The sequence below is a fragment of the Nonomuraea sp. NPDC049421 genome (genome assembly GCF_040677005.1).
GTDB classification, from domain to species: Bacteria; Actinomycetota; Actinomycetes; order Streptosporangiales; family Streptosporangiaceae; genus Nonomuraea; species Nonomuraea salmonea.
The window spans coordinates 63,599-87,451 of record NZ_JBFAQA010000020.1 but is presented as its reverse complement, the minus strand read 5'-3'; the positions used below and the strand labels follow the sequence as shown (position 1 = coordinate 87,451).

The 23,853-nt window shown below is 70.8% G+C and carries 31 protein-coding genes and 2 pseudogenes; 12 read left to right on the top strand and 21 right to left on the bottom strand.

Features of this window, described 5'->3' with window-relative positions:
* Window positions 1–149 precede the first annotated feature (149 nt).
* Window positions 150–275, top strand: coding sequence for a hypothetical protein (locus AB0K18_RS30385; RefSeq protein ID WP_364920918.1), 126 nt, complete (start codon window positions 150–152; stop codon window positions 273–275).
* 123 nt (window positions 276–398) lie between these two features.
* On the opposite strand, the gene AB0K18_RS30380 is transcribed toward AB0K18_RS30385, so the two are convergent.
* Window positions 399–557, bottom strand: a complete 159-nt coding sequence (locus AB0K18_RS30380) for a L28 family ribosomal protein (protein ID WP_364920915.1) — start codon at window positions 555–557, stop codon at window positions 399–401.
* 69 nt (window positions 558–626) lie between these two features.
* Between AB0K18_RS30380 and AB0K18_RS30375 the strand changes: the two genes are divergently transcribed.
* Together AB0K18_RS30375 and rpsR are read left to right on the top strand one after the other, a co-directional pair.
* Entirely contained in the window at window positions 627–1,751 is a 1,125-nt protein-coding gene (locus AB0K18_RS30375) for a GTP-binding protein (RefSeq protein ID WP_364920912.1), read from the top strand.
* Window positions 1,748–1,981, top strand: a complete 234-nt coding sequence (gene rpsR, locus AB0K18_RS30370) for a 30S ribosomal protein S18 (protein WP_364920909.1) — start codon at window positions 1,748–1,750, stop codon at window positions 1,979–1,981. The genes AB0K18_RS30375 and rpsR overlap by 4 nt, the downstream gene beginning before the upstream one ends.
* A gap of 3 nt (window positions 1,982–1,984) precedes the next feature.
* Here rpsR and AB0K18_RS30365 read toward each other — a convergent pair whose 3' ends face one another.
* Window positions 1,985–2,779: a methyltransferase domain-containing protein gene (locus AB0K18_RS30365; protein ID WP_364920907.1), complete on the bottom strand. Its 795-nt coding sequence runs from the start codon at window positions 2,777–2,779 to the stop codon at window positions 1,985–1,987.
* Window positions 2,780–2,846: 67 nt separating this feature from the next.
* Here AB0K18_RS30365 and AB0K18_RS30360 point away from each other — a divergent pair, with 67 nt between their 5' ends.
* Entirely contained in the window at window positions 2,847–3,425 is a 579-nt protein-coding gene (locus AB0K18_RS30360) for a PadR family transcriptional regulator (protein WP_364920904.1), read from the top strand.
* Window positions 3,422–4,216 carry an SGNH/GDSL hydrolase family protein gene (locus AB0K18_RS30355; protein WP_364920902.1) on the top strand — a complete coding sequence of 265 codons (795 nt, stop codon included), beginning with the start codon at window positions 3,422–3,424 and terminating at the stop codon, window positions 4,214–4,216. Before AB0K18_RS30360 ends, AB0K18_RS30355 begins: the two co-directional genes overlap by 4 nt.
* A 44-nt stretch (window positions 4,217–4,260) precedes the next feature.
* Here AB0K18_RS30355 and AB0K18_RS30350 read toward each other — a convergent pair whose 3' ends face one another.
* On the bottom strand, window positions 4,261–4,956 hold the full coding sequence (locus AB0K18_RS30350) for an NAD(P)-binding domain-containing protein (RefSeq protein WP_364920899.1): 696 nt from the start codon (window positions 4,954–4,956) through the stop codon (window positions 4,261–4,263).
* A gap of 91 nt (window positions 4,957–5,047) precedes the next feature.
* Here AB0K18_RS30350 and AB0K18_RS30345 point away from each other — a divergent pair, with 91 nt between their 5' ends.
* Window positions 5,048–5,587, top strand: coding sequence for a helix-turn-helix domain-containing protein (locus AB0K18_RS30345; RefSeq protein ID WP_364920897.1), 540 nt, complete (start codon window positions 5,048–5,050; stop codon window positions 5,585–5,587).
* Between the two features lie 15 nt (window positions 5,588–5,602).
* On the opposite strand, the gene AB0K18_RS30340 is transcribed toward AB0K18_RS30345, so the two are convergent.
* The 13 genes and pseudogenes from AB0K18_RS30340 to AB0K18_RS30280 all read right to left on the bottom strand — a co-directional run bounded on the left by AB0K18_RS30340 (window position 5,603) and on the right by AB0K18_RS30280 (window position 11,487).
* Complete coding sequence (locus tag AB0K18_RS30340) at window positions 5,603–5,812, bottom strand: hypothetical protein (RefSeq protein WP_364920894.1); 210 nt, start codon at window positions 5,810–5,812, stop codon at window positions 5,603–5,605.
* A gap of 120 nt (window positions 5,813–5,932) precedes the next feature.
* Window positions 5,933–6,259, bottom strand: coding sequence for a DUF1048 domain-containing protein (locus tag AB0K18_RS30335; RefSeq protein WP_364920891.1), 327 nt, complete (start codon window positions 6,257–6,259; stop codon window positions 5,933–5,935).
* A gap of 1 nt (window position 6,260) precedes the next feature.
* A complete protein-coding gene (locus AB0K18_RS30330; protein WP_364920889.1) occupies window positions 6,261–6,617 on the bottom strand; it encodes a DUF1048 domain-containing protein in 357 nt (118 codons plus the stop codon).
* Window positions 6,614–6,757: a hypothetical protein gene (locus tag AB0K18_RS30325; protein WP_364920886.1), complete on the bottom strand. Its 144-nt coding sequence runs from the start codon at window positions 6,755–6,757 to the stop codon at window positions 6,614–6,616. Before AB0K18_RS30325 ends, AB0K18_RS30330 begins: the two co-directional genes overlap by 4 nt.
* 98 nt (window positions 6,758–6,855) lie before the next feature.
* Complete coding sequence (locus tag AB0K18_RS30320) at window positions 6,856–7,164, bottom strand: hypothetical protein (protein WP_364921200.1); 309 nt, start codon at window positions 7,162–7,164, stop codon at window positions 6,856–6,858.
* A 49-nt stretch (window positions 7,165–7,213) separates the two neighbouring features.
* A pseudogene (locus tag AB0K18_RS30315) lies at window positions 7,214–7,318 on the bottom strand (MerR family DNA-binding transcriptional regulator); the annotation flags it as partial.
* 9 nt (window positions 7,319–7,327) lie between these two features.
* Window positions 7,328–7,894 (bottom strand): zinc-binding dehydrogenase, encoded by a 567-nt coding sequence (locus tag AB0K18_RS30310; RefSeq protein WP_364921180.1) that lies wholly within the window; start codon window positions 7,892–7,894, stop codon window positions 7,328–7,330.
* Between the two features lie 117 nt (window positions 7,895–8,011).
* Window positions 8,012–8,376: pseudogene (locus AB0K18_RS30305) on the bottom strand (alcohol dehydrogenase catalytic domain-containing protein); the annotation flags it as partial.
* Window positions 8,373–8,633, bottom strand: coding sequence for a hypothetical protein (locus AB0K18_RS30300; protein ID WP_364920883.1), 261 nt, complete (start codon window positions 8,631–8,633; stop codon window positions 8,373–8,375). The gene AB0K18_RS30300 and the pseudogene AB0K18_RS30305, both read right to left, overlap by 4 nt.
* 22 nt (window positions 8,634–8,655) lie before the next feature.
* Complete coding sequence (locus tag AB0K18_RS30295) at window positions 8,656–9,021, bottom strand: SgcJ/EcaC family oxidoreductase (protein ID WP_364920881.1); 366 nt, start codon at window positions 9,019–9,021, stop codon at window positions 8,656–8,658.
* A complete protein-coding gene (locus AB0K18_RS30290) occupies window positions 9,018–9,737 on the bottom strand; it encodes an SDR family oxidoreductase (protein ID WP_364920878.1) in 720 nt (239 codons plus the stop codon). Before AB0K18_RS30290 ends, AB0K18_RS30295 begins: the two co-directional genes overlap by 4 nt.
* Window positions 9,738–9,902: 165 nt before the next feature.
* Window positions 9,903–10,814, bottom strand: a complete 912-nt coding sequence (locus tag AB0K18_RS30285; protein ID WP_364920876.1) for a LysR family transcriptional regulator — start codon at window positions 10,812–10,814, stop codon at window positions 9,903–9,905.
* Window positions 10,815–10,866: 52 nt separating this feature from the next.
* Window positions 10,867–11,487 carry a TetR/AcrR family transcriptional regulator gene (locus AB0K18_RS30280; protein ID WP_364920873.1) on the bottom strand — a complete coding sequence of 207 codons (621 nt, stop codon included), beginning with the start codon at window positions 11,485–11,487 and terminating at the stop codon, window positions 10,867–10,869.
* A gap of 634 nt (window positions 11,488–12,121) precedes the next feature.
* Here AB0K18_RS30280 and AB0K18_RS30275 point away from each other — a divergent pair.
* From AB0K18_RS30275 to AB0K18_RS30255, 5 genes are all read left to right on the top strand, one after another.
* Complete coding sequence (locus tag AB0K18_RS30275; protein ID WP_364920870.1) at window positions 12,122–12,916, top strand: alpha/beta hydrolase; 795 nt, start codon at window positions 12,122–12,124, stop codon at window positions 12,914–12,916.
* 275 nt (window positions 12,917–13,191) lie between these two features.
* Window positions 13,192–13,341, top strand: coding sequence for a hypothetical protein (locus AB0K18_RS30270; protein ID WP_364920867.1), 150 nt, complete (start codon window positions 13,192–13,194; stop codon window positions 13,339–13,341).
* A 28-nt stretch (window positions 13,342–13,369) separates the two neighbouring features.
* Window positions 13,370–14,728 (top strand): MATE family efflux transporter, encoded by a 1,359-nt coding sequence (locus AB0K18_RS30265; RefSeq protein WP_364920864.1) that lies wholly within the window; start codon window positions 13,370–13,372, stop codon window positions 14,726–14,728.
* 369 nt (window positions 14,729–15,097) lie between these two features.
* On the top strand, window positions 15,098–16,990 hold the full coding sequence (locus AB0K18_RS30260) for a DUF1996 domain-containing protein (protein WP_364920861.1): 1,893 nt from the start codon (window positions 15,098–15,100) through the stop codon (window positions 16,988–16,990).
* A 115-nt stretch (window positions 16,991–17,105) separates the two neighbouring features.
* Entirely contained in the window at window positions 17,106–17,642 is a 537-nt protein-coding gene (locus tag AB0K18_RS30255) for a hypothetical protein (RefSeq protein WP_364920858.1), read from the top strand.
* Here the strand turns inward: AB0K18_RS30255 and AB0K18_RS30250 are convergent.
* The 4 genes from AB0K18_RS30250 to AB0K18_RS30235 are packed head-to-tail and all read right to left on the bottom strand — an operon-like array spanning window position 17,636 to window position 21,876.
* Window positions 17,636–18,775, bottom strand: coding sequence for a glycoside hydrolase family 68 protein (locus AB0K18_RS30250; RefSeq protein ID WP_364920856.1), 1,140 nt, complete (start codon window positions 18,773–18,775; stop codon window positions 17,636–17,638). The two genes, AB0K18_RS30255 and AB0K18_RS30250, sit on opposite strands and share 7 nt — an antisense overlap.
* A 7-nt stretch (window positions 18,776–18,782) precedes the next feature.
* Entirely contained in the window at window positions 18,783–19,607 is an 825-nt protein-coding gene (locus tag AB0K18_RS30245; protein WP_364920853.1) for a carbohydrate ABC transporter permease, read from the bottom strand.
* Window positions 19,604–20,506, bottom strand: coding sequence for a sugar ABC transporter permease (locus AB0K18_RS30240; RefSeq protein ID WP_364920850.1), 903 nt, complete (start codon window positions 20,504–20,506; stop codon window positions 19,604–19,606). Before AB0K18_RS30240 ends, AB0K18_RS30245 begins: the two co-directional genes overlap by 4 nt.
* A gap of 8 nt (window positions 20,507–20,514) precedes the next feature.
* A complete protein-coding gene (locus tag AB0K18_RS30235; RefSeq protein ID WP_364920846.1) occupies window positions 20,515–21,876 on the bottom strand; it encodes a hypothetical protein in 1,362 nt (453 codons plus the stop codon).
* A gap of 149 nt (window positions 21,877–22,025) precedes the next feature.
* On the opposite strand from AB0K18_RS30235, the gene AB0K18_RS30230 reads away from it, so the two are divergent.
* Window positions 22,026–23,099: a LacI family DNA-binding transcriptional regulator gene (locus tag AB0K18_RS30230; protein WP_364920844.1), complete on the top strand. Its 1,074-nt coding sequence runs from the start codon at window positions 22,026–22,028 to the stop codon at window positions 23,097–23,099.
* On the opposite strand, the gene AB0K18_RS30225 is transcribed toward AB0K18_RS30230, so the two are convergent.
* Window positions 23,100–23,765 (bottom strand): TetR/AcrR family transcriptional regulator, encoded by a 666-nt coding sequence (locus AB0K18_RS30225; protein ID WP_364920842.1) that lies wholly within the window; start codon window positions 23,763–23,765, stop codon window positions 23,100–23,102.
* Window positions 23,766–23,853 lie beyond the last annotated feature (88 nt).

Genomic DNA, 23,853 nt, shown 5'->3' with positions numbered 1-23,853 from the left:
TCCCGGCCAGTGTGTCCGCGCCGGTGTCGAGTCCGCGTTGAGGATTCGTTGATCCCGGCGTGATGCCTTCACCGCGGGCATGCCTCACCGAGCGGGCCGGCAAGTTGAATCGCGCAAGTCTGTGATCACCCGCGTGAAAGGCTCCCCCTTTGTCTCTGCGTGGCAAGCTGTCCGCCGTCCTGGCGGCGTGCGTCGTGACCATCCCGCTGCCGGCGGTGGCGGCGCAGCCCGCCCTCGCCACCGGCGATGCCGCGTTCGGGGTCCACTGCGGCTGACGAAAGCCGCCGGTCACCGCCACCGGGGCGGCGGCGTGCTCGCCCGCTGCCCCGGCCATCGTGGGAAAGGCCGCAGGGCTCGCGCCGAGCCCTGCGGCCTTTCGTCATCTCAATCGGCCGTCATCAGCCCGCGCCGGTACGCACGGACGAGGCGCCGCCGATCTTGTCGATCCTCTTGATCGCGCGGGCGCTGAGCCTGAGCCGGTCGAACCGGTCCTCTGCTGCCACCCAGTAGCGGCGCTGCTGGATGTCGGGGTCGGGACGCACCTCGTTTCTCGCCACAGCAGTTCCTTTCGGCGTGCGGTACTGTGCAGCATAACGATAATGATTTTCATTCTGCCACTGGGAGGCATGGTGTCAACCCCCGTCGTCCTCGTCGCCGGCCTGCATGACACGGCCCGCACCGCCGCCGTCGACGAGCTGCTGGCCCGGCATCCGGGCTCCGTCGCCGTCCACCACGATCTGGGCGGCGTCGTCCACGGCCGCGTACGACGCACCGTCCGCGACGGCGTCCGCGTGCTGGACACGACCGACGTGCGTCTCGCCCATGGCTGCGTCACCTGCACCGTCCGCGAGGACCTGCTCCCCCAGCTCGTCCTGCTGGCGCCCGGCGCATCCCTGCTGATCGTCGATCTGTGGGACACGGTCGAGCCGCGCTCGGTCGCCGAGGCCGTCGACTGCGACGAGGCCCGCGATCTCCTGCGGCTCACCGCCGTGCTCACCGCCCTCGACGCCGCGGCCCTGCCCGACGACATCACCCGCGGCGAGCCCCTCGGTACGCTCGGCAGACCCGCGGCCGCGGGCGACCAGCGCTATCTGGCCGAGGTCCTGGCCCGGCAGCTCGAATACGCCACGGGCCTGGTGCTGCACGGCGGAGACGACGACGACCGCGACCTGTCGCGGCGGGTGCTCGCCCACCTCGCCCCGGTCACCCCCGTGCACGCCGTGGCGGCTCTGCCTGCGGTCACCGGCCCCGCCCTGTGCACGTCCGAGCTGGCCGAACGCGTGGACCCCCGCACCGCGAGCCTGCCCGCCGACGCCACGACCGAGGAGATCGTCACCACGGTCTGGCGCAGCCGCCGCCCGCTGCATCCCGGCCGCTTCTTCGAGGCCGTGGACGAGCTGGTCACCGCGTCCGTACGCTCGCGCGGCCGCTTCTGGCTGGCCACCCGCCCCGGACAGCTGCTCGCGTGGGACGCGGTCGCCGGCATCGTCTCGGTCGAGGACGCCGGCCCCTGGCTGGCCGCACTGCCCGAAGCCGCGTGGGACCTCCTCTCCCCCGCCCGCCGCGTGGCGGCCGCCCTCGACTGGCATCCCGAGCACGGCGACCGCGTCCAGCACCTGGTCTTCACCGGCCCCGACCTCGACGCCGGGCGCCTGCACCGCCTGCTCGACTCATGCCTGCTGGCCGAAGGCGAGCTCCCCGGCCACGACGACCCCTTCACCGCCATCCTCGACCTCAAGGAGATCGCATGAAGCCCCGCCGCGCCCCGCGCAAGAAGCCCAACCCGCTGCTCGGCGTGGACCGCGTCGACTACAAGGACACCGCTCTGCTGCGCACGTTCATCTCCGACCGGGGCAAGATCCGCAGCCGTCGCGTCACCGGCGTCACCGTCCAGCAGCAGCGGCGGATCGCCCAGGCCGTCAAGACCGCCCGCGAGATGGCCCTGCTCCCCTACGCCTCCCGCGCCGACCACCTGTCCTGACGGCTATGCGGGGCGGCGTCCCCAGGCGGAGATCAGCGGGGCGAGGGTGAGGTCGAGCTCGCCGGCGTCCACGGCGGCCAGGTGGGCGTCGATCTCGGCGTCGTCGGCCAGCCCCGCTTCCAGCAGGTCGGCGCGGAGCATGCGGACCGTCGCGCTCTCCAGCCTGGCGCAGGCCGCCCCGCCGACCGGGAAGAACGCGGATGCCGCGACGTCGGCCAGCCCGGCCGCGCGCAGGGCGTTCGGCAGCGTACGGCCGAAGCGCAGGTCGGTGCCGCGGCGAGCCATCAGCTCGCGGACGGCGCGCCGCAGCCGGTTGGCGCGCCGCTGGGCGGGGCCGGTCTCGTCCAGGCAGGCCAGCGGCTGCAGCTCGGTGTCGGCGTCCTCGACCAGCAGAAAGCCGCCGGGCCGCAGCGCCGCCACCATCGTCTCCAGCGCGCGGGCCCGGTCCGGCACGTGGCCGAGCACGAGCCGGGCGTGCACCACGTCGAACGTGCCCGGCGGCGGGTCCGTCGCGACGTCGTGCCGGCGCACCTCGTAGCCGGCGTCCTGGGCGAGCCAGGACGTGTTGATGTCGGTGGCGAGCACGTGACCGGCCGGTCCTACGGCCATGGCGAGCGCCTCGGGGATGCCGGGGCCTCCGGCGCCCACCTCCCAGCAGCGCGCGCCCTCCCGCGCGCCGAGCCGGTCGGCGTGCCCCAGCGTGACGCCGTCGAACAGCTCGGAGATCCAGGTGAACCGCTCGCCCGCCTCCGTCCTGGCATTGTCGAGGAGGTAGGGATGAGGCTTCGATGCGTTCATGCTCCCCATCTTCGCGGCACTCGCCTATAGTCATCGCTATGACTACTCAATTTCATGAGTATTACTGATGGCTCTCCGGCATGCGGTGCTGGCGGCCCTGCTCGACGGCGAGTACAGCGGTTACCAGCTCACCAAGATCTTCGACATCGGCGTCTCCAACTTCTGGTACGCCGCCCCCCAGCAGCTCTACGCCGAGCTGACCAAGCTGGAGGCCGACGGCCTGGTCACCGGCCGGGAGGTGGTCCAGCGGGGCCGCCCCAACAAGCGCGTGTTCAGGGTGACCCAGGCCGGGCTGGCCGAGCTGGCCACGTTCGCCGAGGCTCCGGCCAGGCCGCTGGTGCTGCGTGACGACCTGGCCGTCAAGGTGCACGCCGTCGACCTGCTCGACGCCGGGCCGGTGATCGAGCAGCTGCACGAGCGGGCGCGGCAGGAAGAGGCCAAGCTGGAGATCTTCGAACGGATCCTCGCCGGCCTGCGCGGCGACCTGGACGAGGAGACGTTCCTGCGCGAGGGCGACCCCGTGGGCCCGTACCTGTCCTGCCAGGCCGGCTGCTGGCTGGCCCGCGAGACGCGCGACTGGTGCCTGCGTACCGCGCGGACGCTGGAGGCGCGCGCCCGCGCGCACATCGAGAAGGAGACCTCATGACCGCCTACGCGCGTTACGTCGCGCTCGGAGACAGCCAGACCGAAGGGCTCGGCGACGGCGACGACGTCAACGGCCACCGCGGCTGGGCCGACCGCCTGGCCGAGCACCTGGCCCGCGTCAGCCCCGAGCTTCGTTACGCCAACCTGGCCGTGCGGGGCCGGGTGGCGGCGCAGATCCGCGACGAGCAACTGGACGCCGCGCTGGCGCTGCGGCCCGACCTGGTCACGGTCATGGCGGGGATGAACGACATCATCCGCCCCGGCTTCGACGCCGCCGCGGTGGCGAGCGCGGTGGAGGAGATGTTCGCCGCGCTCACCGGGGCGGGGGCGCACGTGGTCAGCGTGACGTTCCCCGACATCGGCAGGATCGCCCCCATGGCCCGGCCGCTGGTGCCCAGGGTGCTCGACCTCAACGACCACATCCGGTCCGCCGCCGCCCGCCACGGAGTCACGCTGGTGGACACGTACGGGCTGGAGTTCGCCACGGACGCGCGGATGTGGAGCGTGGACCGGTTGCACGCGAGCCCGGTCGGCCACGCCCGCATCGCCGCCGCCATGGCGCACGCGCTGGGGCTGGCCGGCAGCGACGACTCGTGGATGCTGCCCTTCCCGCCGCTGCCTCCTGCGGCGAGGTGGCGAGTGGCGGCGGACGAGGTGCGCTGGTTCGCGACCTTCGCGGGCCCCTGGATGGCCCGCCGCCTGCGTGGCCGCTCCTCAGGCGACGGCCGCACGGCCAAACGCCCGGACCTCACCCCGTGGGTGCAGCCGATCTCCGGAAGGCCGGCGCGCTGATCGAGCTGGGATCGGTTCGTTCGCTCCTGCGACCTGGCGGCGGTTCAGGGGCGCCGAGCCGCGGCCAGCGCGGCGCGGATCTGCTCGGCGTTCGCCGGGCCGCCGGGGTCGTCCGCGGTCAGCTCCTGCTGGTTCTTGAAGTACACCTTCACGTACGCCGGGGTGTCGCGCTGGAAGCGCCAGCTTTCCGCGAGGGTTCCCGCGTCGTGGGTGTCGTAGCCGAGCAGGTCGATCAGCTCGCTCGCGGCGGCCTTCGCCTCGGCCGTGTCGCCGGCGATCGGCAGGACCGTACGGTCGGGCGCGCCCGACGGGCGGGCCAGGGACAGCAGGTGGTCGACCCAGATGTTGTTGAACGCCTTGACGACCTTGCTCTCGGGCAGGTGCCGCTGGAGCAGCTCGCTGGTCGTGACCTGCTCGGCGTCCAGCTCCGCTATCGACCCGTCGCGCTCGGGATAGTAGTTGGTCGTGTCGAGGACGACCTTGCCCGCGAGCGGCGCCACCGGGACCTGGTGGTGATGCTTGAGCGGGATGGAGACCACGACCCAGTCGCCGGCGGCGCCGGCTTCGGCGGGAGTGGCGGCGCGGGCCGAGGGGCCCAGCTCTTCGACCAGGCCGGCCAGGGTGTCCGGGCCGCGGGAGTTGCTGAGGACGACGTTCAGGCCGGCGTTCACGGCGAACCTGGCGATGGCGCCGCCGATTTTCCCGCTGCCGATGATTCCCAGGGTGCGCTGGTTCGACATGTGAGGACCTCCTAGAATCGGGATGGACATCCCGCTTATTGCCGGACTATACGGGATGGCCGTCCCGGTTGTCGACAGAGAGGCAAGGATCATGGCGGACGAGCGCTTGCGAGCCGACGCACGGCGAAACAGGGCACGCGTGCTGGAGGTGGCGGCCGAGGCGTTCGCCACCGAGGGCTTTTCCGTGCCGGTGGCCGAGATCGCACGTCGCGCCGGGGTGGGCACGGGCACGGTGAGCCGACATTTCCCGACAAAGGAGGATCTGGTGGCGGCGATCGTGGGCAGCCGGCTGGCCGAGCTCACCGTCAAGGCCGACGAGCTGGCCCGCCGCGAGGATCCCGGCACCGCCTTCTTCGCCCTTTTCACCGCCTTCGTACGGGCGGGCGCGGAGGACTGCGGCCTGGCCGAGGTGGCCGGGGACGATCGCCGGCTGGACGAGCTGGGCGAGCGCGCGGGCGCCGACCTGTGCGGCCGGCTGCAGGAGTTGCTCGCCGCCGCCCAGAAAGCCGGCGCCGTACGCCCCGACGTCTCTTACGTGGACGTCAGGGCGTTGATGTCGGCGTGCATGACGAGGAAGGACGAACTGGAGCCGATCCTCGGCGTCGTCACCGACGGATTGAGCACGGCCTGAGCACGGCCTGACGGCTCACCGGTCCTCGCGCGCCGCCCACGAGGCGACCGCGTGCACGGCCTGGATGAGGGAGCGGCCGCTGTCGGTGAGGTGGTAGAACCCGCACCGGGACGCCGAGCCGCTGCCGCCGCACGAGGCGGTCGCGGACGGCCTGTCCTCGGGCGCCGACGTCGTCGCGCTCGGCGCGGCCTGGCTCGCCGACCCGGACCTGCTGCGACGGATCACCCGGGGCGGCCCGTACAACGAGCCCGACCCCGGCACCCACTACGGCGGGAACGAGCGCGGCTACCTCGACCATCCGCCGCTGGAGAACTGATGGCCGCGCTGACAGGGAAGGAGAGGGTGTCACTTCTCGGCTGTGCCGAGCTTCCTGGCGACGGACTCCTGATGGATCTTCGCGAAGGTGCGCGAGTCCTTGATCAGGTCGTCGGCGAAGGCGGCGACATCCTCGCCGATGAGTCCGAGGACGCCCTTGCCGTCCGCGACGCCCTCCTCGAAGAAGTCGAGGAGGTCTGCGAGCAGCGACCCGTTGAGCAGGTCGATCGGTCCGACCTTGAAGTAGTACTTCTGAATCTCCCTGTAGACGATCTCGTAGTCCGCAGGGAGCGCCTTGACCCGGGCCATGTGCGCCCGCCACTGCTTCTTGCCCTCGATGAGGTCCCGGACGCCCACGTCAGCCTCCCAGCCGGCCCAGTTTCCCGGCGACGTTCCTGTTCAGCTGCTCCCGCCACCGGTCGCGGAAGTTTCCAACCCCTTCTTCGCCCGCCAGCGCCGCGCAGAAGCCGGCGATGTCGTCACCCAGTACGTCGTGAATGCTCTGCCCGTCGGCCGCCGTCTCCTCCAGCAGGCCCAGGGCACCGTCGAGAATCGGCATCAGGTTGCGGCCGGTGAAGTCCCCGTAGAGGAACAGGTGACCCTTCATCTGTTCCCACGCCGCCCGGTGATCGACCGGCAGGACCGCCGCCCTGGCTTCGAACGCCTTCCATTCTCTGGTGAGATCGCTGCCCGTGATGGTCTCCCAGAAGCTCATCTTCCGCCCTCCTTGAGCTTGTCGATCCGCGTGGTGACGTACTCCCACTTCGCCCAGAACGTCGCCAGCTCCTCGCTGCGGATGATGTCGAGCACGCAGCCTTCGAGCGTGCCCTTCAGCATCTCTGTCAGGTCGTCCATCGAGGAAGGTCCTTCTCGGTACTCTGTAGCGCCGAGTACCACTATAAAGTATCACAAAGTAGTGGTCCAACCTTTTCCGGATGCCCCGCCCGGCTGTCTCATGCGAGATGGCTACTGACTGGACACACCACGTGCGGAAAACGGGGCTGGCCTTCCATGAGTCGGGCGAGACGGTCCCATGCCGGGGATGAGGCTCCGGGCTGGGATTGCGCGGCCAGCCGGGCGATGGCCGGGTTGGCGACGGGGCGGGTCTCGGATCGGCTGTGGTGGCCGGTGAACCGGTTCCGGGTACGGTCCGCGAGGGCGGGGAGGCGGGGGTCGTCCGGCGGCCAGTAGTAGGCGGCGTCGTGTTCGAGGTAGAGGGCGCGGAACTCGGGATCGGCCATGAGTTCGCGCTTCACCCGCATGGGCCAGCGTCCTGATCTTGACGAGGTCGATGGCATCTCCGGCGGTGTAGCGCCGGTAGCCGGAGGAGTCGCGGCCGGGCTCGGCGAGCAGGCCGCGCTCGTGATAGTGGCGGATGCCGCCTGCTGGCGCCGGTGACGAGCGCCATGGCTCCATTCAGCGGCTTCATGACTGCTCCATTCCGAGGACGACGCGGAAGCGGGCGTCGCCGTTGAGCATGTGCTGGTACGCCTTGGGCGCCTCGCTCAGCGGGAACACCTCGTTGCGGGAGCGGATGCCGAGGGCGAGGGCGAGGGCGAAGCGCAGGTTGTCCTCGTTCTCGATCGCGGTGCCGGTCAGGCTGCCCCGCACCGTCCGGCCGCCGAAGACGAGGTCGCTCGTCGTCACCTGGATCGGGTCAGGGGCGGCTCCGACGACGACCAACTGGCCTCGTGGGCCGAGTCCCTGGACCAGTGGCGACATCGATGCCCCGGAGGCGGCGGTGGCGATGATGACCGCTGCCCCGCCGAGTCCTCGCAGGGCGGCTCCGGGGTCGGTCTGCGTGCTGTCGACATAGTGGTGGGCGCCGAGTTCTGCGGCGAGCGCGGCCTTGGCGGTGCCCCGGGCGATGGCGGCGACCCGGTGGCCGAGCGTGCGGGCGTACTGGATGCCGAGGTGGCCGAGACCGCCCAGGCCTTGCACCGCGACCAGGGAGCCGGGCCGCGCGGACGCCGAGATCAGCGCGTTGTACATGGTGAGGCCCGCGCACAGCAGAGGTACGCCGGCGAGTGGGTCGAGGCCGGGCGGGATTCGCACCAGGCCGGTCGCCCGCGCGTAGGTCACTTCGGCGTAGCCGCCGTCCACGTCGGTGCCGGTCTGCGGCTGGTCGGAACAGTTGACGTAGTCGCCGCGCCGGCACGACTCGCACGTGTTGTCCTGCCCGCCGAGGAATCCGACGCCGACACGGTCGCCGACCTGCCAGGCCGGGCCGGCGCCCTCGCCGATGGCCTCGATCACGCCGATGATCTCGTGACCGGGCACGATCGGCGCCGACGGGTCCGGCCGCAGCCCTCCACGGCGAGGACGTCGGTGTGGCAGATGCCGCAGGCTTCGACCCGGATCCGCACCTGTCCGGGCTGTGGGGGACGCCGCACGCGTTCGACCAGCTCGAACCGCTGCCGGCCGGTGACGGTGAAGGCCCGGTAGGCGGAGGCATGGTGGGTGGGGTTGTTCATATCGGGAGATCGCTTCCGGCTCGTCCGCCTACCAGGTAGTCGGCGTACCAGTCGGGCCAGTCGGGGTCCTCGGCGCCGGTGCGGGCCTCGTGCTCGCCGTGTGCGGCTGCGGCGCGGCGTAGCGCCGCCGCCAGGTCCGAGGCTGAGGTGAAGGTGGTGACGGAGGGGTCCAGTCGCCATCCCAGCCCTGTGTAGAAGCTCTTGGCCAGGTCGACGTCCGTGACCGGCACGACGATCACTTCGAGTTTCATGTCCATGCGCGTCTCCTGTTCTTGGTTCTCAGCCGAGGTGGGAGACCTGGTAGTGGGTGATCTGCCAGCCGTCTTCTGTTCGTTTCACGAGCACGCTGAGCCACACGTGGAGGGTGGGCCGGTCGGTGAAGGTGAAGTCGACGGCGAGGTAGCCGAGGATGAGGTCGTCGGCGAGGGTCCGGGTCTCGACGATGCGATGGTGGGCGGCCAGGCCGGGCGGCTGGGAGTCGTAGTAGGCGGCGATGGCGGGCCGGCCGACGCTGTAGGGGCGCAGCCCCTGGAAGATCGCGTCTTCGGCGAACAGGCCGGCGATCTGCTGCGGCCGGTGTGCGTCGATGCCGGCTTTCCACCGGTCCAGGATGTCCTGGAGCGCTGCTTCGGTGCCGGTGTTCATGATCGGTGTCCGGCGCTCATGCCGCCGTCGACGTGCAGGATTTCGCCGGTGATGAAGGGCGCGTTCTCCAGGAACAGGACGGCGTCGGTGATGTCGCTCAGCTCGCCCATCCGGCCGACGGGGTGCAGCTCGGCCAGCGTCTCGTGGTTCTCCTGCGGGTGCATCGGGGTCTTGATGGTGCCGGGTGAGACGGCGTTGATCCGGATGCCGCGGGTGGCGTATTCGATGGCCAGGGACTTGGTGGCCGACTGCAGGCCGCCCTTGGTCAGCGAGGCCAGCACGGATGGGACGCGCGTGTCGGCGTTGTCGACCAGGCTGGTGGTGATCGTGACGATGTGGCCGCCGCCTTGCTCCAGCATCTGGGCGATGGCCAGTTGGGTGATGTGGAAGAAGCCGTCGAGGTTCACTCCGCGTGCGGCGGTGTAGTCGTCGAGCGTGTAGTCGGTGAACGGCTTGGCGATGAAGATCCCCGCGTTGTTGATGAGGCTGTCCAGGCGGCCGAACCGCTCCACGGCCGCGGTGACCGCGCGTTCGGCGGTGGCCCGGTCGGCCACATCGCCCTGAACGGTCACGATGTGGGGATCGGTGGAGGGGGCGATGGTGCGGGAGACCGCGACGACCGCGTAAGCCAGCTTGCGGTAGCCCTCCACCACTCCGGCACCGATGCCCTGCGACGCACCCGTCACCACAGCGACCCTCTGCTGCTGAATGCTCATGATGAACCCTTCTCCTACGGCCGATCTTCGGTGATAGACGATCGGTCGTCTATTCGTGTACCAACGTAGGCTGCTAACGCAGGGAAGGCCAAGCCTCATGCCCGTGGAGCCAGGACCGGCGTCCTCTCAGCTGAGAGCTTCAGGCTCCTACAGAGGTCGGGCCAGTCAGCGCCGGTGCGGGTCGTCCTCGGGCAGCCAGGCGCCAGGGTCGTGAATGCCGAAGTGGCCGTCGGCGCGCAGGGCCTCCACGACGTCGAGCACCGAGGTGCGATCCTCTCCTCGCCGCCACACCAGCGACCACGTCCAGTAGACCTCCGGCGCGACGATCTGCCGCCGCACCAGATCCGGCGGCAGCGCCGCGGTCTGGCCCTTGGGCGAGTTGATCACCGGGTGGCGGCAGCGGCGTACGTGGTCGAAGAAGGCCGGACCGGTGATCCCGCCGTCGGAGATACGTACGGCGCGCGCTCCGGTCCGGGCGGCCAGTTCCGCGGCGTAGACGTTCCACGACGACCAGGAGGTGGCGTCGTCATCGAGCAGGATCGCGGTCTCCCGGGCGGAGACGTCGCCGGTGTCGTGACCGGTGGCCACCGCATACAGCCGATCGGCGCCGATGAGTTGCGCACGCAGCCCGCGTTCCGCCAGGTCGGCGGCGCGCACCCAGCAAACCGCCAGATCAAGACCGCCGTCGGCGACACGGGCCGCCTGCGTGTGGGACGGCGCCACCCACGCGTCGAGGTGCACCTGCGCCACCGCCGCGGTGCGGGCGCCCAGGTCCGGCGGCAGCCAGTTCACGTAGCCGAGCCGGACCGGCTCGGAGCCGGACAGCCGCCGGGCCCGGTGACGCAGCTCGTCGGCACGCTCCAGCAGAGCCCGCGCGTCTGCGAGCAGCGTGGCCCCGGCCGGGGTGAGTGACACCGAACGGCGATCCCGGTCGAACAGGCGCACACCCAGATCTCGTTCCAGCGCCTTGATCTGCTGGGACAGCGAAGGCCCGGCGATCAGCAGCCGCCCGGCGGCGCGGCCGAAATTCAGCTCCTCGGCGACCGCGACGAAGTATCGCAGCTGACGCAGCTCCACTCCGTCATGCTACTGGGCCAGGTGGGAGGCTGCGCCTACCAGCGAACGCGCGTCAGAGCCCGACGGCCACCTCGCCGGGCGCGCCGGCGCCGAGCAGCGCCAGGCAGCCGGCCCACAGGGCGCCCATCCGCTGCGGGTCGTTGTACAGCTTGGCGAACATGACCTGTCCCTCCAGCTGCGCCACCACCGACCGTGCGGCCTGCCGGGCATCGGACACGCCGGCCTCCCCCCGCGCGACGGCCTCGGCGATGACCGCCTCGATCATCTCGACCTGCACGGCGAAGATCTCCTGGAGCCGTACGCGGATGGCCTCTGTCTGGTTGCTCAGCTCCAGCGTCAGGTTGCCGAACAGGCACCCCGCGACGCTGCCGCAGCTGCGCTGCCCGGTACGCATGGTGGCCTCCGTCGCCTCGAACAGCTGCCGCAACCGCTGCAACGGCGGCGCCTGACCGCTCAGGATCCGCCTCCAGTCGCGTTCCTGGGCGGCCCAGTGCTCGTCGATGACCGCCAGGGCGAGGGCCTCCTTGGACGCGAAGAAGTAGTAGAAGCTGCCCTTGGGCACGCCGGCCGCCTTGCAGATCTCCGCTACGCCTAGGCCTGAGTAGCCGCGCAGTTCGATGAGCGTGCGCGCGGCGTCGAGGATCTTCTCCCTGGCATCGCTGGTCCGTCCCATGCCACCAGCGTACGACCCGACGGCTCCCGAATACCTGACCGGTCGGCTAGCCCGGGCGCAGCGCGGCCTCTTCGGCACCCGCCCGGCCAGGCCGAGTTCAGCCATCCGCGCCGCGACGGTGTTCTCCGAGTTCTCCGACAACCGCCGGCCCGCCTCGTGCAGGTCCCTCGTGACCGCCGGGGAGCCATACGTGCCGCCGAAGCTGCGAACAGCCGCTCGATCTGCGCATCCAACCGGGCCCATCCCCTCTTTCACCCGCAAGACCACGGAGCACTTGAGGACTGTGAGACTGGAGAGGCACCGCCCGACCAGCCAGGGTCTGACCCAGCTTGAGACTGGCCACGACACCGGCGATCTCGGCCGATGTCTCGTCGGTTGACTGCATGTGACGTCGGTTCATTTGAAGTTACCGACGACCGGCGTGTACTCAGTACTTGGTCACTGAGACCGACGGCGAGCCCTGCTCCAAGCCGTCGCGCGCCGCCGTCATCGGCGCGCATGACGAGCAGACCCAACCTCGCGGCGAAGACGGGCACCGGTCACGCCTGTTGCCATGACTGTCGAAAGGATGAAACCCATGTTGTCTTCCTCCAGCCTCCGCTCCGAACGGCGTCCCCGGCTGAGGACGGGGGCGTTGGCGGGACTTGTGGCCGTGGGCGCGCTCGGTGCGCTCGCGCTGAGCGGGCCCGCCGCCGGTGCGAGCGCACCGGCTGGTGCGAAGCCGACCGTCGTGCTGGAGCATGGCGCGTTCGCCGAGACCTCCAGCTGGAACGGTGTGATCGAGCGCTTGCGCAAGGACGGTTACCGGGTGATCGCCGCTGCCAACCCGCTGCGCGGGCCCGCCGCCGACGCGGCGGCACTGCGCAGCCTCCTGGACCATGTGGACGGCCCGGTGGTCCTCGTGGGTCACTCCTACGGAGGATCGGTCATCAGCACCGCGGCCGCGGGTGACACAAAGGTCAAGGCGCTGGTGTACGTCGCCGCGTTCCTGCCGGACGTCGGGGAGTCCGCACTGGAGCTGACCGGCAAGTTCCCCGGCAGCACCCTGCCCGACACGCTCGACCCCGTCCCGTACCGGCTGCCGGACGGTACCACCGGCACCGACCTCTACATCAAGGCCGGCAAGTACCACCACCAGTTCGCGGCGGACGTACCCGCGAGCGCCGCCGCCCTGATGGCCGCCACGCAACGGCCCATCGCTCAGGCAGCGCTGGAGGAGAGGGCCGCCGTCGCGGCCTGGAAGGCCATTCCGAGCTGGGCGGTGATCGCGACCGAGGACCTCAACATCCCGCCCGCGGCGCAGCGCTTCATGGCCAAGCGCGCGCATTCACGCGTCACCGAGGTGCGCGCCTCGCACTCGGTCGCCGTCTCCCACCCCGACGTCGTAGCCCGCGTCATCGAACAGGCCGCCCTCCGTTCGCGGTCCTGAGCCGCCACCGGCAGGCTTCGGCTCCTCGCCGTCTGCACGATCGTGTGCTTCGCCGCTCCTGCCGCGGCCGCCCTGATCCCCACCAGCCGCTCCTTCTCCCGCCGTTCACGAGATCCCCGGCCGACGTGATGCTCCCACCGGGCACGCGCATGGACGAATCACTGCTGCATGAGCCTGGCATCGCCAGATTCCGTCACCTATGTCGGTTTTCTGTAGAATCCCCCGGCGGGCGATCGAGCCGAGGCACGGCAAGGGGCGGCCGGACGGGAGTTGCGATGAAGAGCATCACGAAGAACCGGCACCCGCTCGAGACGCTCCAGGCGATGATCGAGCGAGCCTATGAAAGCACCCAGGTGCCCGGCGGCGACGACTTCGGCCGTGCGCAGCTGGACCTGCTGATGGCGCGGTTCGGCCGCACCCGGTGACCGGCTGATGGGCCGGCGCGGCCCGGCAGTGCGTGATCACGCGCAGTCGCTGGGCAGCCGCCCGATCGGGCCGCTGCTGTGGTGGACCTGCTCCCAGACGACGCTCTCGGTGGGCGTCTACGGCATCTACGCGCTCACCAACGCCTGGTTCGTCGCCCGAGGCATCGGCGAGACGGCCCTGGCGGCGGTCAACCTCGTCGCGCCGATCCTCCTGATTCTGGGCGCGGTCTCGACGACCGTCGGCGTCGGCGGCGCGTCGGTGGTCTCGCGCAGCCTCGGCGCCGGCCGGCCCGATCAGGCCGCACGCGCCGCGGGGAACGCGTTCGTCGTGTTCTGGCTCGTGGCGTCGTCCGTCACCGTGGCAGGTCTGCTCGCGCTCGACCCGCTGCTGGCCGTACTGGGCGGATCCGGCCCTACGTCGGCTTACGCGCGGCCCTACGCGGCAGTGATCATCGCAGGGTCGATCTTCTCGACCGGGTTCTCGGCTCTGGTGCGCGCGGAAGGACGGCTGCGCTTCTCCACGATGCTGTGGGTGCTGCCGGTGCTGGTGCAGATCGTTCTGGATCCGCTGCTGATCTTCGTCTGCGGCCTGGGGGTCACCGGCGCGGCTCTGGGCACGGTCGGCGGCCAGGCGGTGTCGGCCGGCATGGCGCTGTGGTTCTTCTTCGTCCAGCGCGAGCGTCCGTACCGGATCCGGCCGGCCGATCTGCGCCCGCACCCGGCGACGATCGCGGCGGTGCTCGCGGTGGGCGCCCCCTCCTTCCTCGCCGGCTTCGGCGCCACGCTGCTGGCAGCGCTGATCAACACGACTCTGGCCGGGACCGGCGCGGTCGCGCTCACCGCGTACGCGGTGTGCGCGCGGGTGCAGACCTTCGTGTTCACCCCGCAGATCGGCATCACCCAGGGGATCCAGCCGATCGTCGGCTTCAACGCCGGCCGGGGCCTGACCGGCCGCGTCCAGCGCACCCTCACGCTGGCCCTGCGCGCCACCGTCCTGTACGGGGCGACCACCGCAGCACTCGCCGCCCTGCTCGCGCGGCCGCTCACAGGGCTGTTCGTCAGCGACCCGGCGACCACGGCCCTCACGGTCGATGCGATGCGGGTCATCGCGATCGCGTTCGTCTTCGCCGGTGTCCCGCCTCTCATCTCCGCCTACTTCCAGTCCCTCGGCAGAGCCGCGCCGTCGTACCTGATCTCGATCGGCACGCTCGTGATCATCAAGGCGCCGCTCGTCCTGGCGCTCGGGACGCGCGGCCCGTCAGGACTCTGGCTCAGCCTGCCGATCGGTGAGGCGATCTCGGCCCTGGCCGCCGCCGGCCTGCTGTGGAGGTTCGGCCGGCCCAGGACGCGGCCGGTCAGGGCACCTCGACCAGGAGCATCTCGCTGAGCCGCTGCGGCTCGCGGACGCTTCGGGACGGCGCGCCTGCTCAGCGACCCGCGGGCCGAGCGCGAGAGCAGGCGCGGCGGACCCACGGCGCCCACCGCCGGCGGGCTCATGAGGCTCACCCGGCGCCCGCCGCACCCGCATGGCCCGGCACCGGCTCGCGACATCACGCGGCCGGCGTCGGGCGCCCGGCCGGGGCAGCCGCCGCGGTGCCGGATTTCCGCCCGAGCACGCGCCCGCCGACCTGCGATCCTGGGCCGTCGCGGTGCCCAGTGGTGCGGAGCGGAGCAAGTGACATCGAACCTAAGCCGCCGTGCCCCCGTATCCCGTGATGACGATCGGCCGCAACCCTTCCGTTCTGGTGCCTGACGCGTGCGCAGGCCGGGCCGCAGCTACAGAGGGGAGAGAGGGATTGTGATGAGAGTTCGACATAGGTCCCGGATCCGCCGCCGAACCGCGGGCATGCTCACGGCCTTGGCCGTCGTGGGCGGCAGTCTGACGGTCGGCGCCACGGGCGCGGCGGCGAACGCGACATCCGGCGCAGCCTTCGCGCCGGCCATCTCCTGCCCCGCCGTGGCCGACAGGGTGGGTGACGTTCCTGCTCGGGCCCAGGCGGAGGTGCAGCGTAACCTGCAGCAGCTGGAGACCCAGATCGCCGAGGCGAACCGGCGGCTGGCGTCCTCTCAGGGACAGGGCGGGCCCAACTTCGTACGGAACGCGATTCTCAGCCCGCTGAAGGACAAACGAACGGCCGCGCTGCAGCGGATCGAGATCGCCTTCCGGCGCGCCGGCGCCCAGGTTCCGAACGGCCTGGACGGTCTGGCCACCTGCTCCGTGCGGGACGACGGCACCGGCGATGGCAACGACGACGGCAACGGCACCGGCCAGGACAACGGCCAGGACAACGGCCAGGACAACGGCGGCCAGCAGGACGATGCCGGTCAGGGCAACGGTGAACAGCAGGACGACGGCCAGCAGGACAACGGCGGCGAGACCGGCGCTACCGGTGGGATCACCTGTCCCTCCGTGGCGGACCGGCTGGGTCAGATTCCCGCGCGTGCCCGCGCTGAGGTGCAGCGCAACCTGCGCCAGCTGGAGACCCAGATCGCCGAGGCGAACCGGCGGCTGGAGCGCGCGGCAGGACAAGGCGGCTCCAACTTCGTCCGCAACGCCATCCTCGGACCGCTGAAGGACAAGCGGACGGCCACCCTTCAGCGCATAGCGCTCGCCTTCCAGCGAGCCGGTGCCCGTGCGCCGGCCGATCTGCGCACCCTGGCGACCTGTGAGGTGGGCAACCCGGGAAATGGCGGCAACAACGGAAACGACGGTAACAACGGCAACGACGGAAATACCGGAAACGACGGAGGTAATGGCGACAACAACGGCGGGCAGGCCAGAGGGCCCGTAGCCGCGGACTTCGTCGACATCCGTTCGGTACGCCCGAACGTGAGAACCCCCCGCACCCAGCGGAACGGCTCCCGAGGCACCTTCAGCGTGGACTGCGGCCGTAACGAGGGGCGGATCTTCAACTCCGACAACGTCATCGTGGCACCGGGCGTGTCCAACGGCGCCCAGCACACCCACGACTACGTGGGCAACGAGTCCACCAACAACCAGTCCACCAACGAGAGCCTGCTCGCCGCAGGCACCACGTGCACCAACGGCGACAAGTCCACGCACTACTGGCCTGTGCTGAGGGCACTGGGCCAGGAGGAGTTCGACGCCGACCAGCGCGGCGGCGGTCTCGACCTGAACGTCGGCAAGATCCTCACCCCGGTTCAGGTGCAGATCACGTTCAAGGGCAACCCGACCGCGAAGGTGGTGCCGGCGCCGCAGTTCCTGCGCATCATCACCGGCAACGCCCGGGTCAACGGAGCCGAGCACAACGCCGGATGGACCTGCACCGGGTTCGAGAACCGCCAGCTGACCGACAAGTACCCGCTCTGCCCGCGCGGCAGCAGGCTCGTCCGGGTCTTCGACTTCCAGAGCTGCTGGGACGGCCAGAACATCGACAGCGCCAACCACCGTACCCACGTCACCTTCCCCGAGGCTGACGGGAGCTGCCCGCAGGGCTTCCAGCCGATCCCGGCGCTGGAGCACCGGCTCGTCTACAACGTGCCGCGCGGCCCAAACTTCGCCGTCGACGGCTTCCCGGAGGAGCTGCACAAACCGATCACCGACCACAGCGACTTCATCAGCCTGATGAACGAGCAGCAGATGCAGCGGGTCGTCACCTGCATCAACAGCGGCAGGCGCTGCCGCTGATCCCCGCCGGCAGCGACCGGCGGCCAGGAGCGGGGCACGGTGTGGCCGGGCGAGCGGCCACACCGGCCTCGTCGCTCCGCTTAGGACCGCGATCAGCGCGAGAAAGGTCAAGAGCATGATGGACGTCTCCCGCCCGCGAGACGTGCGAGATGCCGCGCCGGTGGGCACGGTGCGGGTGGCCGGCATCGTCAGGAGGCGCCGCCGGGCCGGCGCCGTCCTGTCCCTGGCCGTCGCCTCGGCGCTCATGCTCGCCGGGTGCGGCGGTCAAGCCGGGGCGGGCAAAGGTACGGGGCCGGCAGCCGGGAAGGAGGTGTCACGTACGTACACCATCGAGCAACTGGCCGCCGAGGTCGGCTGCACCGCCACGATCACCCTCAAGGCCCTGGACTACCGTCAGGGCGAATGCACCAGCGACGGGATCCCGTACGTGTTCCTCGACTTCGCCACGGCCACGGGCCAGCGCGAGTGGCTCGACTACGCCGAGATGTACGGCGGCCTCTACCTCAGAGGTGATCGATGGGTGCTGTCGGCCAAGTCGAAGTCCTTCATGCAGGAGCTGAGCGGAAAGCTCGGCGGCACGGTGGAGGAGGACGGCGGCCACAGCGGCCACAACAGCCACGGCGCCTCCGCCTCGCCGTCCAGCACTCACTGATCAGGCCGGCCGGTTGGCGTGATGGAGGTGGACGTGCCGTCCAGGGTGAGCGTGAGCGTGGGGGCGAGGGTTCCGCCGAAGCAGGCCCGTGCCTGTGCGGCTCCTGCGGAGCGCGGGTCCACGCCCGCGCCGCAGAGGTAGTTGACGAAGCTGACCACCCGCAGGTCGGGCAGCACCAGCCAGGCGTAGGCCTGGTCGGGTGCGGTGGAGGGGTTGCGCAGGACGAGCCCGGATCCGTTGAGCGGTTCGTAGGGTCCCCTCAGGCTGGGCGCGGCGAAGCCGTACAGCCCGGTGGGTGCGCGGCCGGCCGGGTGGAAGGCGTGGCGCTGGGTGCAGAAGAACAGGTAGTACCAGGAGTCGTGCACGACGACGTGCGGGCGCTCGAGCTCGTGGTTGACGCCGTCGGCGACGATCAGGGGCGGCAGCAGCGACCAGGTGCCGCCCCGTCGCTCGGCGAGGGCGATCGCGCCGGTGAAGCCGCCCTTCCAGGCGGTGGACGCGGCGACGAGCAGGTGGTCGCGGCCGTCCGCCGGGTCGCGGAACCAGCCCGGATCGCGGAAGGCCCTGATGCGGCCCGGCACTCCGTCCGTCTCGTCGGCCGGCAGGTACGTCCGGCCGTCGGAGCGCAGGACCTCCCGATGCCCGGCGTCCTGCCGCAGCGCTATGCCGCCACCGCCGGCGACCAGGGCGGGGCGGGTCTCGATGACGCTCTGCCGGTAGGTCGGGCGTGCTTCGCCGCGCCGTCCGGCGGCCGTGTAGAACACCGACACGGTGCCGTCGGGCCGGCGGACCGCCGATCCCGACCACTCGCGGCTGCCCGGTGAGGCGCCGTCGGCGAAGGCGTCGCCCAGGTCCTCCCACTGCTCGCGGATCTTGCCGAGCAGGCGGATCCTGGCCTGGTCGTGGCGGCTTTCTGGATGACCGAGCGCGGGAGCCGACAGGGCCATCCACAGCTCGCGTCCTTCGAGCACGCTCGTGGCGCCGTTCTCCTCCTGGATCGGCCACAGGTCCCACAGGTCGTGGCCGGGCAGGATCCGGCGTACGGACGCGGCGCCGATGACGGGCGCCGTGTCGCCGGCGCTCTCGGCCGGCAGGTCGAGGTGCCGGCTGGTCCAGCGGGCGGGCGGCAGCACGACGGGGTCAGCCCTTCAGTGAGCCCTGCAGCAGGGCCTTGACGAAGTGACGCTGGAAGACGAGGAAGATCGCGAGTGTGGGCGTCAGGATCAGCAGCGATCCCGCGCACAGCAGCGGGATGTCGGTGCCCCACTGCCCCTGGAAGGCACCGAGCGCGCCGGACATCGTGCGCTTGGCAGGGTCGTCGACCAGGACGATCGCCAGCAGGAACTGGTTCCAGGTCCACAGGAACAGCAGGATGGCCAGGGACGAGATCGCCGGCATGGCCAGGGGCACGTGGATGCGCCGGAACAGCTGCCACACGTTGGCGCCGTCCATGCGGGCGCTCTCCGACAGCTCCCCTGGCATGTTGACGAAGTGCGCCCGCATCCAGAAGACGGAGAACGGCATGAACAGGCCGATGAGCGGCAGGATGATGGCCCACCGGGTGTTCAGCAGTCCCATGTCGCGGATCTGGTAGTACAGCGGCGTGATGATGCCCTCGAAGGGGAGGGTCAGGCCGAGCACGAACAGCAGGAAGACGATGCGTCCGCCGATCACGCGCAGGTGGCCGATGGCGAAGCCGGCCATGGTGCCCAGCAGGATCGAGATCGGCACCACGCCCAGCACGATGAGAACGCTCGACTTCAGCAGCTCGGCCATGTTCGCGGCCTCGAAGGCCCGCAGGAAGTTGCTCCACCGCGGGTCCTGCGGCCAGGCCAGACCGGCCGGATAGGTGCCCGAGGGGTGCAGGGCGGTGACGAACAGGCTGAGGAACGGCAGGAGCGTGACCGCCATCATGGCGATGAGCAGCAGCCGGCCGGTCCAGGCCTCCCGGCCTGCGGTGATCATCGGTTGTCGTCCTTTGTGAACCACTGGATGGGAAGGGCGCAGGCGATCACGAGAAGCATGAGCACGACGGCCAGGGCCGAGGCGGTGCCCACCTCGCGTTCGGTGAAGGCGAGGTAGAAGATCTGCAGGCCGGGCACCATGGTCGTGTTGCCGGGACCGCCCTGGGTGGCGATGTAGACGATGTCGAAGCTGGCCAGGGCGGCGATCACGGTCACGGTGACGCAGACCGCGATCTCCTGCCGCAGGCTGGGCACCGTGATGGAGACGAACTCCCGCCATGCCCCGGCTCCGTCGAGGCGCGCGGCCTCGTACAGTGCGGGATCGATCTTGCTCATGCCGGCCAGGAGCAGCAGCGTGCAGAGGCCCAGCAGCACCCACGCGCCGATCATGCCGACCGCCGGCAGGGCGGTGGCGAAGTCGCCCAGCCAGGCCCTGGTCACCCCGCCGAGGCCGACGAGCGAGAGCAGCTGGTTGACCACTCCGGTGGAGGCCAGCAGCCAGCTCCACGCGATGCCCGCGGCCACCAGCGGGATGACCTGCGGCAGGAACAGCACGGTCCGCGCCACGAGGGCGAGCCTGCTCGCGGCGATCCGGCGGATCGTGGCGGCGATCGCGAGGCCCAGCACGACCGGGATCACGCTGAAGAACACGATCAGCTGGAAGGCGTTGACCAGCGAGTCGAACAGGTCGGGGTCGGTGAAGACCGTGCCGTAGTTCGCCAGCCCCACCCAGGTGGAGGCGCCGATGCCGTTCCAGTCGTACAGCGAGTACTGGACGGTCAGGGCGATCGGGCGCAGGACGAACACCGCGTAGAAGGCGAGCGCCGGGACGACGAACAGCCAGCCGGCCACGCCGCGGGCGCCGCGGGCGCCGCGCAGCCGGCGCGCGGGCCGGGCCATCAACGTGATCAGTTCCCTTCGAGCTGGCCGGCGTAGTCGGCCTGGACCGTCTTCAGCAGATCCTCCGGCGTCTGCTCGCCGGCCACCAGCTTCTGCAGGTTCGGCGTCCAGCTCTTGGCGTAGATGGCGCCGGTGGCGTTGGCGATGAAGTCCATCGCGCCGTCGTCCTCGGCGATGTCCGCCCCGGCCGCCAGGGTCGCGGCGGTGACCTTGTCCTCGCCGACGGCCGGCATGTACGCGTCGGCGGGCCCCATCGGGCGCGACCCCCCGACCTCGACGCCGATGTCCCGGGCGCGCTTGTCGGTGGCCACCCAGTTGAGGAAGAAGGCGGCGCAGTCGGCGTTCTTCGCGCCGGCGGCGATGCCGAAGGTGAGCGGGGCCGACATGGCGGCGCGTTTGCCGCCCTGTTCGGCCGGCGGCATCAGGGTGAAGCCGACGTCGCCCGCCATCTGCTTGTCGAGGTTGCCCGACTCCCAGTCGCCGTTGAACATGAACAGGCCCTGGCCGTCGATGAAGCGGCTCATCATGGTCGCGTAGTCGACCGCGTTGACGTCCTTCTGGAAGTAACCGGCCTTGATCCAGCGCTCCAGGTGCTGGACGGCCTGGAGGTTGGTCGGGGTGTCGATGGTGGCGCCCGGCTTCTGGTAGATCCAGTCGTTGATCGGCGCCGCGGGGCCGTAGGAGGCCATGAGGTTCTGCAGCGGGAAGGCCAGGCCGCCGGTGGCGCCGCCGTTGAACTGCACGATGGGCGTGATGCCGGCGTCCTTGGCCTGCTTCAGCGCCTGGTCGAGCTCCGCCAGAGTGGCGGGCGGCGTGGACATCCCGATCTGGGCGGCGAGCTTCTTGTTGTAGAAGAGCCCGGTCATGCTCATGTTGAGCCCGAGTGCGTACAGCGAGCCCTCGCCGCGCGGTCGCCCGCCGGGGCCGAGGCGTAGTTGTTCGAGCTGCGAGGCCGGCCACTTGTCCCAGCCGAACGCGGTGGCGTAACCGTCGAGGTTCTTCAGCAGGTCGTCCTTGACCAGCTCGGAGACCTGGGGCAGGCGCATCAGGTCGGGCGGGTTGTCCACGAGCACCCGGGGCGCGTTCTGCGTGATGACCGCGAACTGGTCCTCGCGGATGTTCCACGTGACGTTCGGATGTTGCTTGCTGAACTCGGTGGTCAGCGCCTTCGGCAGCGGGAAGCCCGTCTCGAAGTAGCCGTTCATCGTGATCGGCGTCGTGCCGCAGGTGGGCGCGGCGGACTGCGGCGCCGCGCTGGTGGCCGCGGGCCGCGGGCTGTCGCTGCCGGGGGCCGCGCAGGCGGCGGCGAGCGTCCCCATGGCGATCACCAGCGCGGCGCCGGCCCTGCCGGGGCGAACTCGACGAGCCATGTTGCATCTCCTTGGCCGCTGGGGGACGACGGCACCCCGGCAGGCCTCCGGAGTCCGTTGCTAAATCGGGTTAGCGCCCGATAGTCTCACCACGCGCGTCGTAGCATGTCAACCCCTCGTAACACACTCTTGACGATCGGAGATTCTGGGTGAGCCCACGACGGGTCACGCTGGCCGATGTGGCCAAGGCTGCGGGCGTCTCCCGCACGACCGCCTCGCTCGTGCTGTCCGGCCGCGGCCGCGAGCTGCGGATCTCCCAGGACGTCGAGCAGCGCGTGCTGCGCGCCGCCGAGGAGCTGCAGTACCGGCCCAACATCGTCTCCGTGGGCCTGCGCACGGGCATCAGCAGGACGATCGGTTTCGTCTCCGACACCGTCGCCACCTCACGACTGGCGGGCGACATGATCAAAGGAGCCCTCGAGGCCGCTCGCGAGCGCGGCTTCATGCTGTTCATCGGCGAGACCGAGGGCGACGCCGAGCTCGAACGCCTCCTGCTGCAGGCCATGCACGACCGCCAGGTCGACGGGCTCATCCTGGCCTCGATGTTCACCCGCACCATCACGGTGCCTAAGGCCGTCACCGCCGCACCCGCCGTCCTGCTCAACGCGCTGCCCGACCGGCCCACTCCCCTGCCCGCCGTCCTGCCCGACGAGATCGAGGCCGGCCGCCACGCCGCCCGTGTCCTGCTGGACGCCGGTCACCGCGACGGCGTCTACCTGATCGGCGCCGGCCCCGGCCCGGGCGACGTCCCCCAGCAGAGCGTCGCGGCGGCGGAACGGCTGGCCGGCATCCACGAGGCGCTCGGCGAGGCGGGGGTCAAGGTGGCGGGCGCGCGTACCTGCCCCGACTGGCTGCCGGAGTACGGGCTCGCCGCGACGCGGGACCTGCTGCGGACGGTCCGGCCGCGCGCGCTGATCTGCTTCAACGACCGGATCGCGATGGGCGCCTACCAGGCGCTCGACGACTTCGGGCTCAAGGTGCCCGCGGACGTCTCCGTCGTCTCCTTCGACGACCATCCCATCGCCTCCTGGGTACGGCCCCGGCTGACGACCGTGGCGCTGCCCCACTACGAGCTGGGCCGCAAGGCGGTGGACGTGCTGTTCGCCGAGATCGAGCGCGACCGCGGGGACGCCGGGCGGCCGGGCCGGGTGCACCGGGTGCCGATGCCCGTCCGCGCGCGCGAGTCCGTCGCCCGGCCGCCCGCCGCAGAGCCCCTCGGCTGATCAGGGGCGGGGCAGCACGCCGAGGAGTGTCGCGGTGAGGGCCAGGTTGAGGGCGTCCCGCAGCTGCGGGTGGAAGCGGGCCAGGTCGGGCTCGGCCTGGTAGGCGGCCTGCAGGCTGGGCGGGGGCGTGTCGTACGGCGACAGCGCGCCCGCCAGCACCATGGCCTGCAGGCTGAACAGGGTCGCGTTCTCGCCCAACTCGGGCAGGTGTTTCCGGGTGAGGGCGGTCAAGGTCTCCAGGCGCTGCAGGGAGGCGCGCTTGTAGCGGGTGACGACCTCGACGGAGACGTTGCGTTCGAGGACGCTGCCCTGCGCGCCGAACAGGTCGCACAGCACCGTACGGCCGGCGAGCGAGCGGCTGAGGATGCCGGCCACCGCCGTCGCCCGCTCGGGCATGGGCAGGTCGTCGCCGACCCCGGCGGCCAGCTCGCCCTCCAGCTCCACCAGCCATTCCCGCAGGAAACGGTCGAGGAGCTCGAGCAGCACCGCCTCGCGGGACTCGAAGTAGCGCAGCACGTTGGGCTTGGCCAGGCCCGCGCGGCGGCTCAGCTCGTTGAGAGTGACGTCGGCGACGGGCATCTCGTCGAGCATCGCCGACGCCGCGTCGAGGATCGCCCGTCGGCGGATCTCCCGCTGCTCTTCCGTCCGGGCCCGCTGGAAACTCACGTTCGCCAGCCTAACTTAAGTACCGTCGGTACGTTGACACCGTACCAACGGTACTTTACTGTCATGGGCGGAAGATACCTTCGGTACG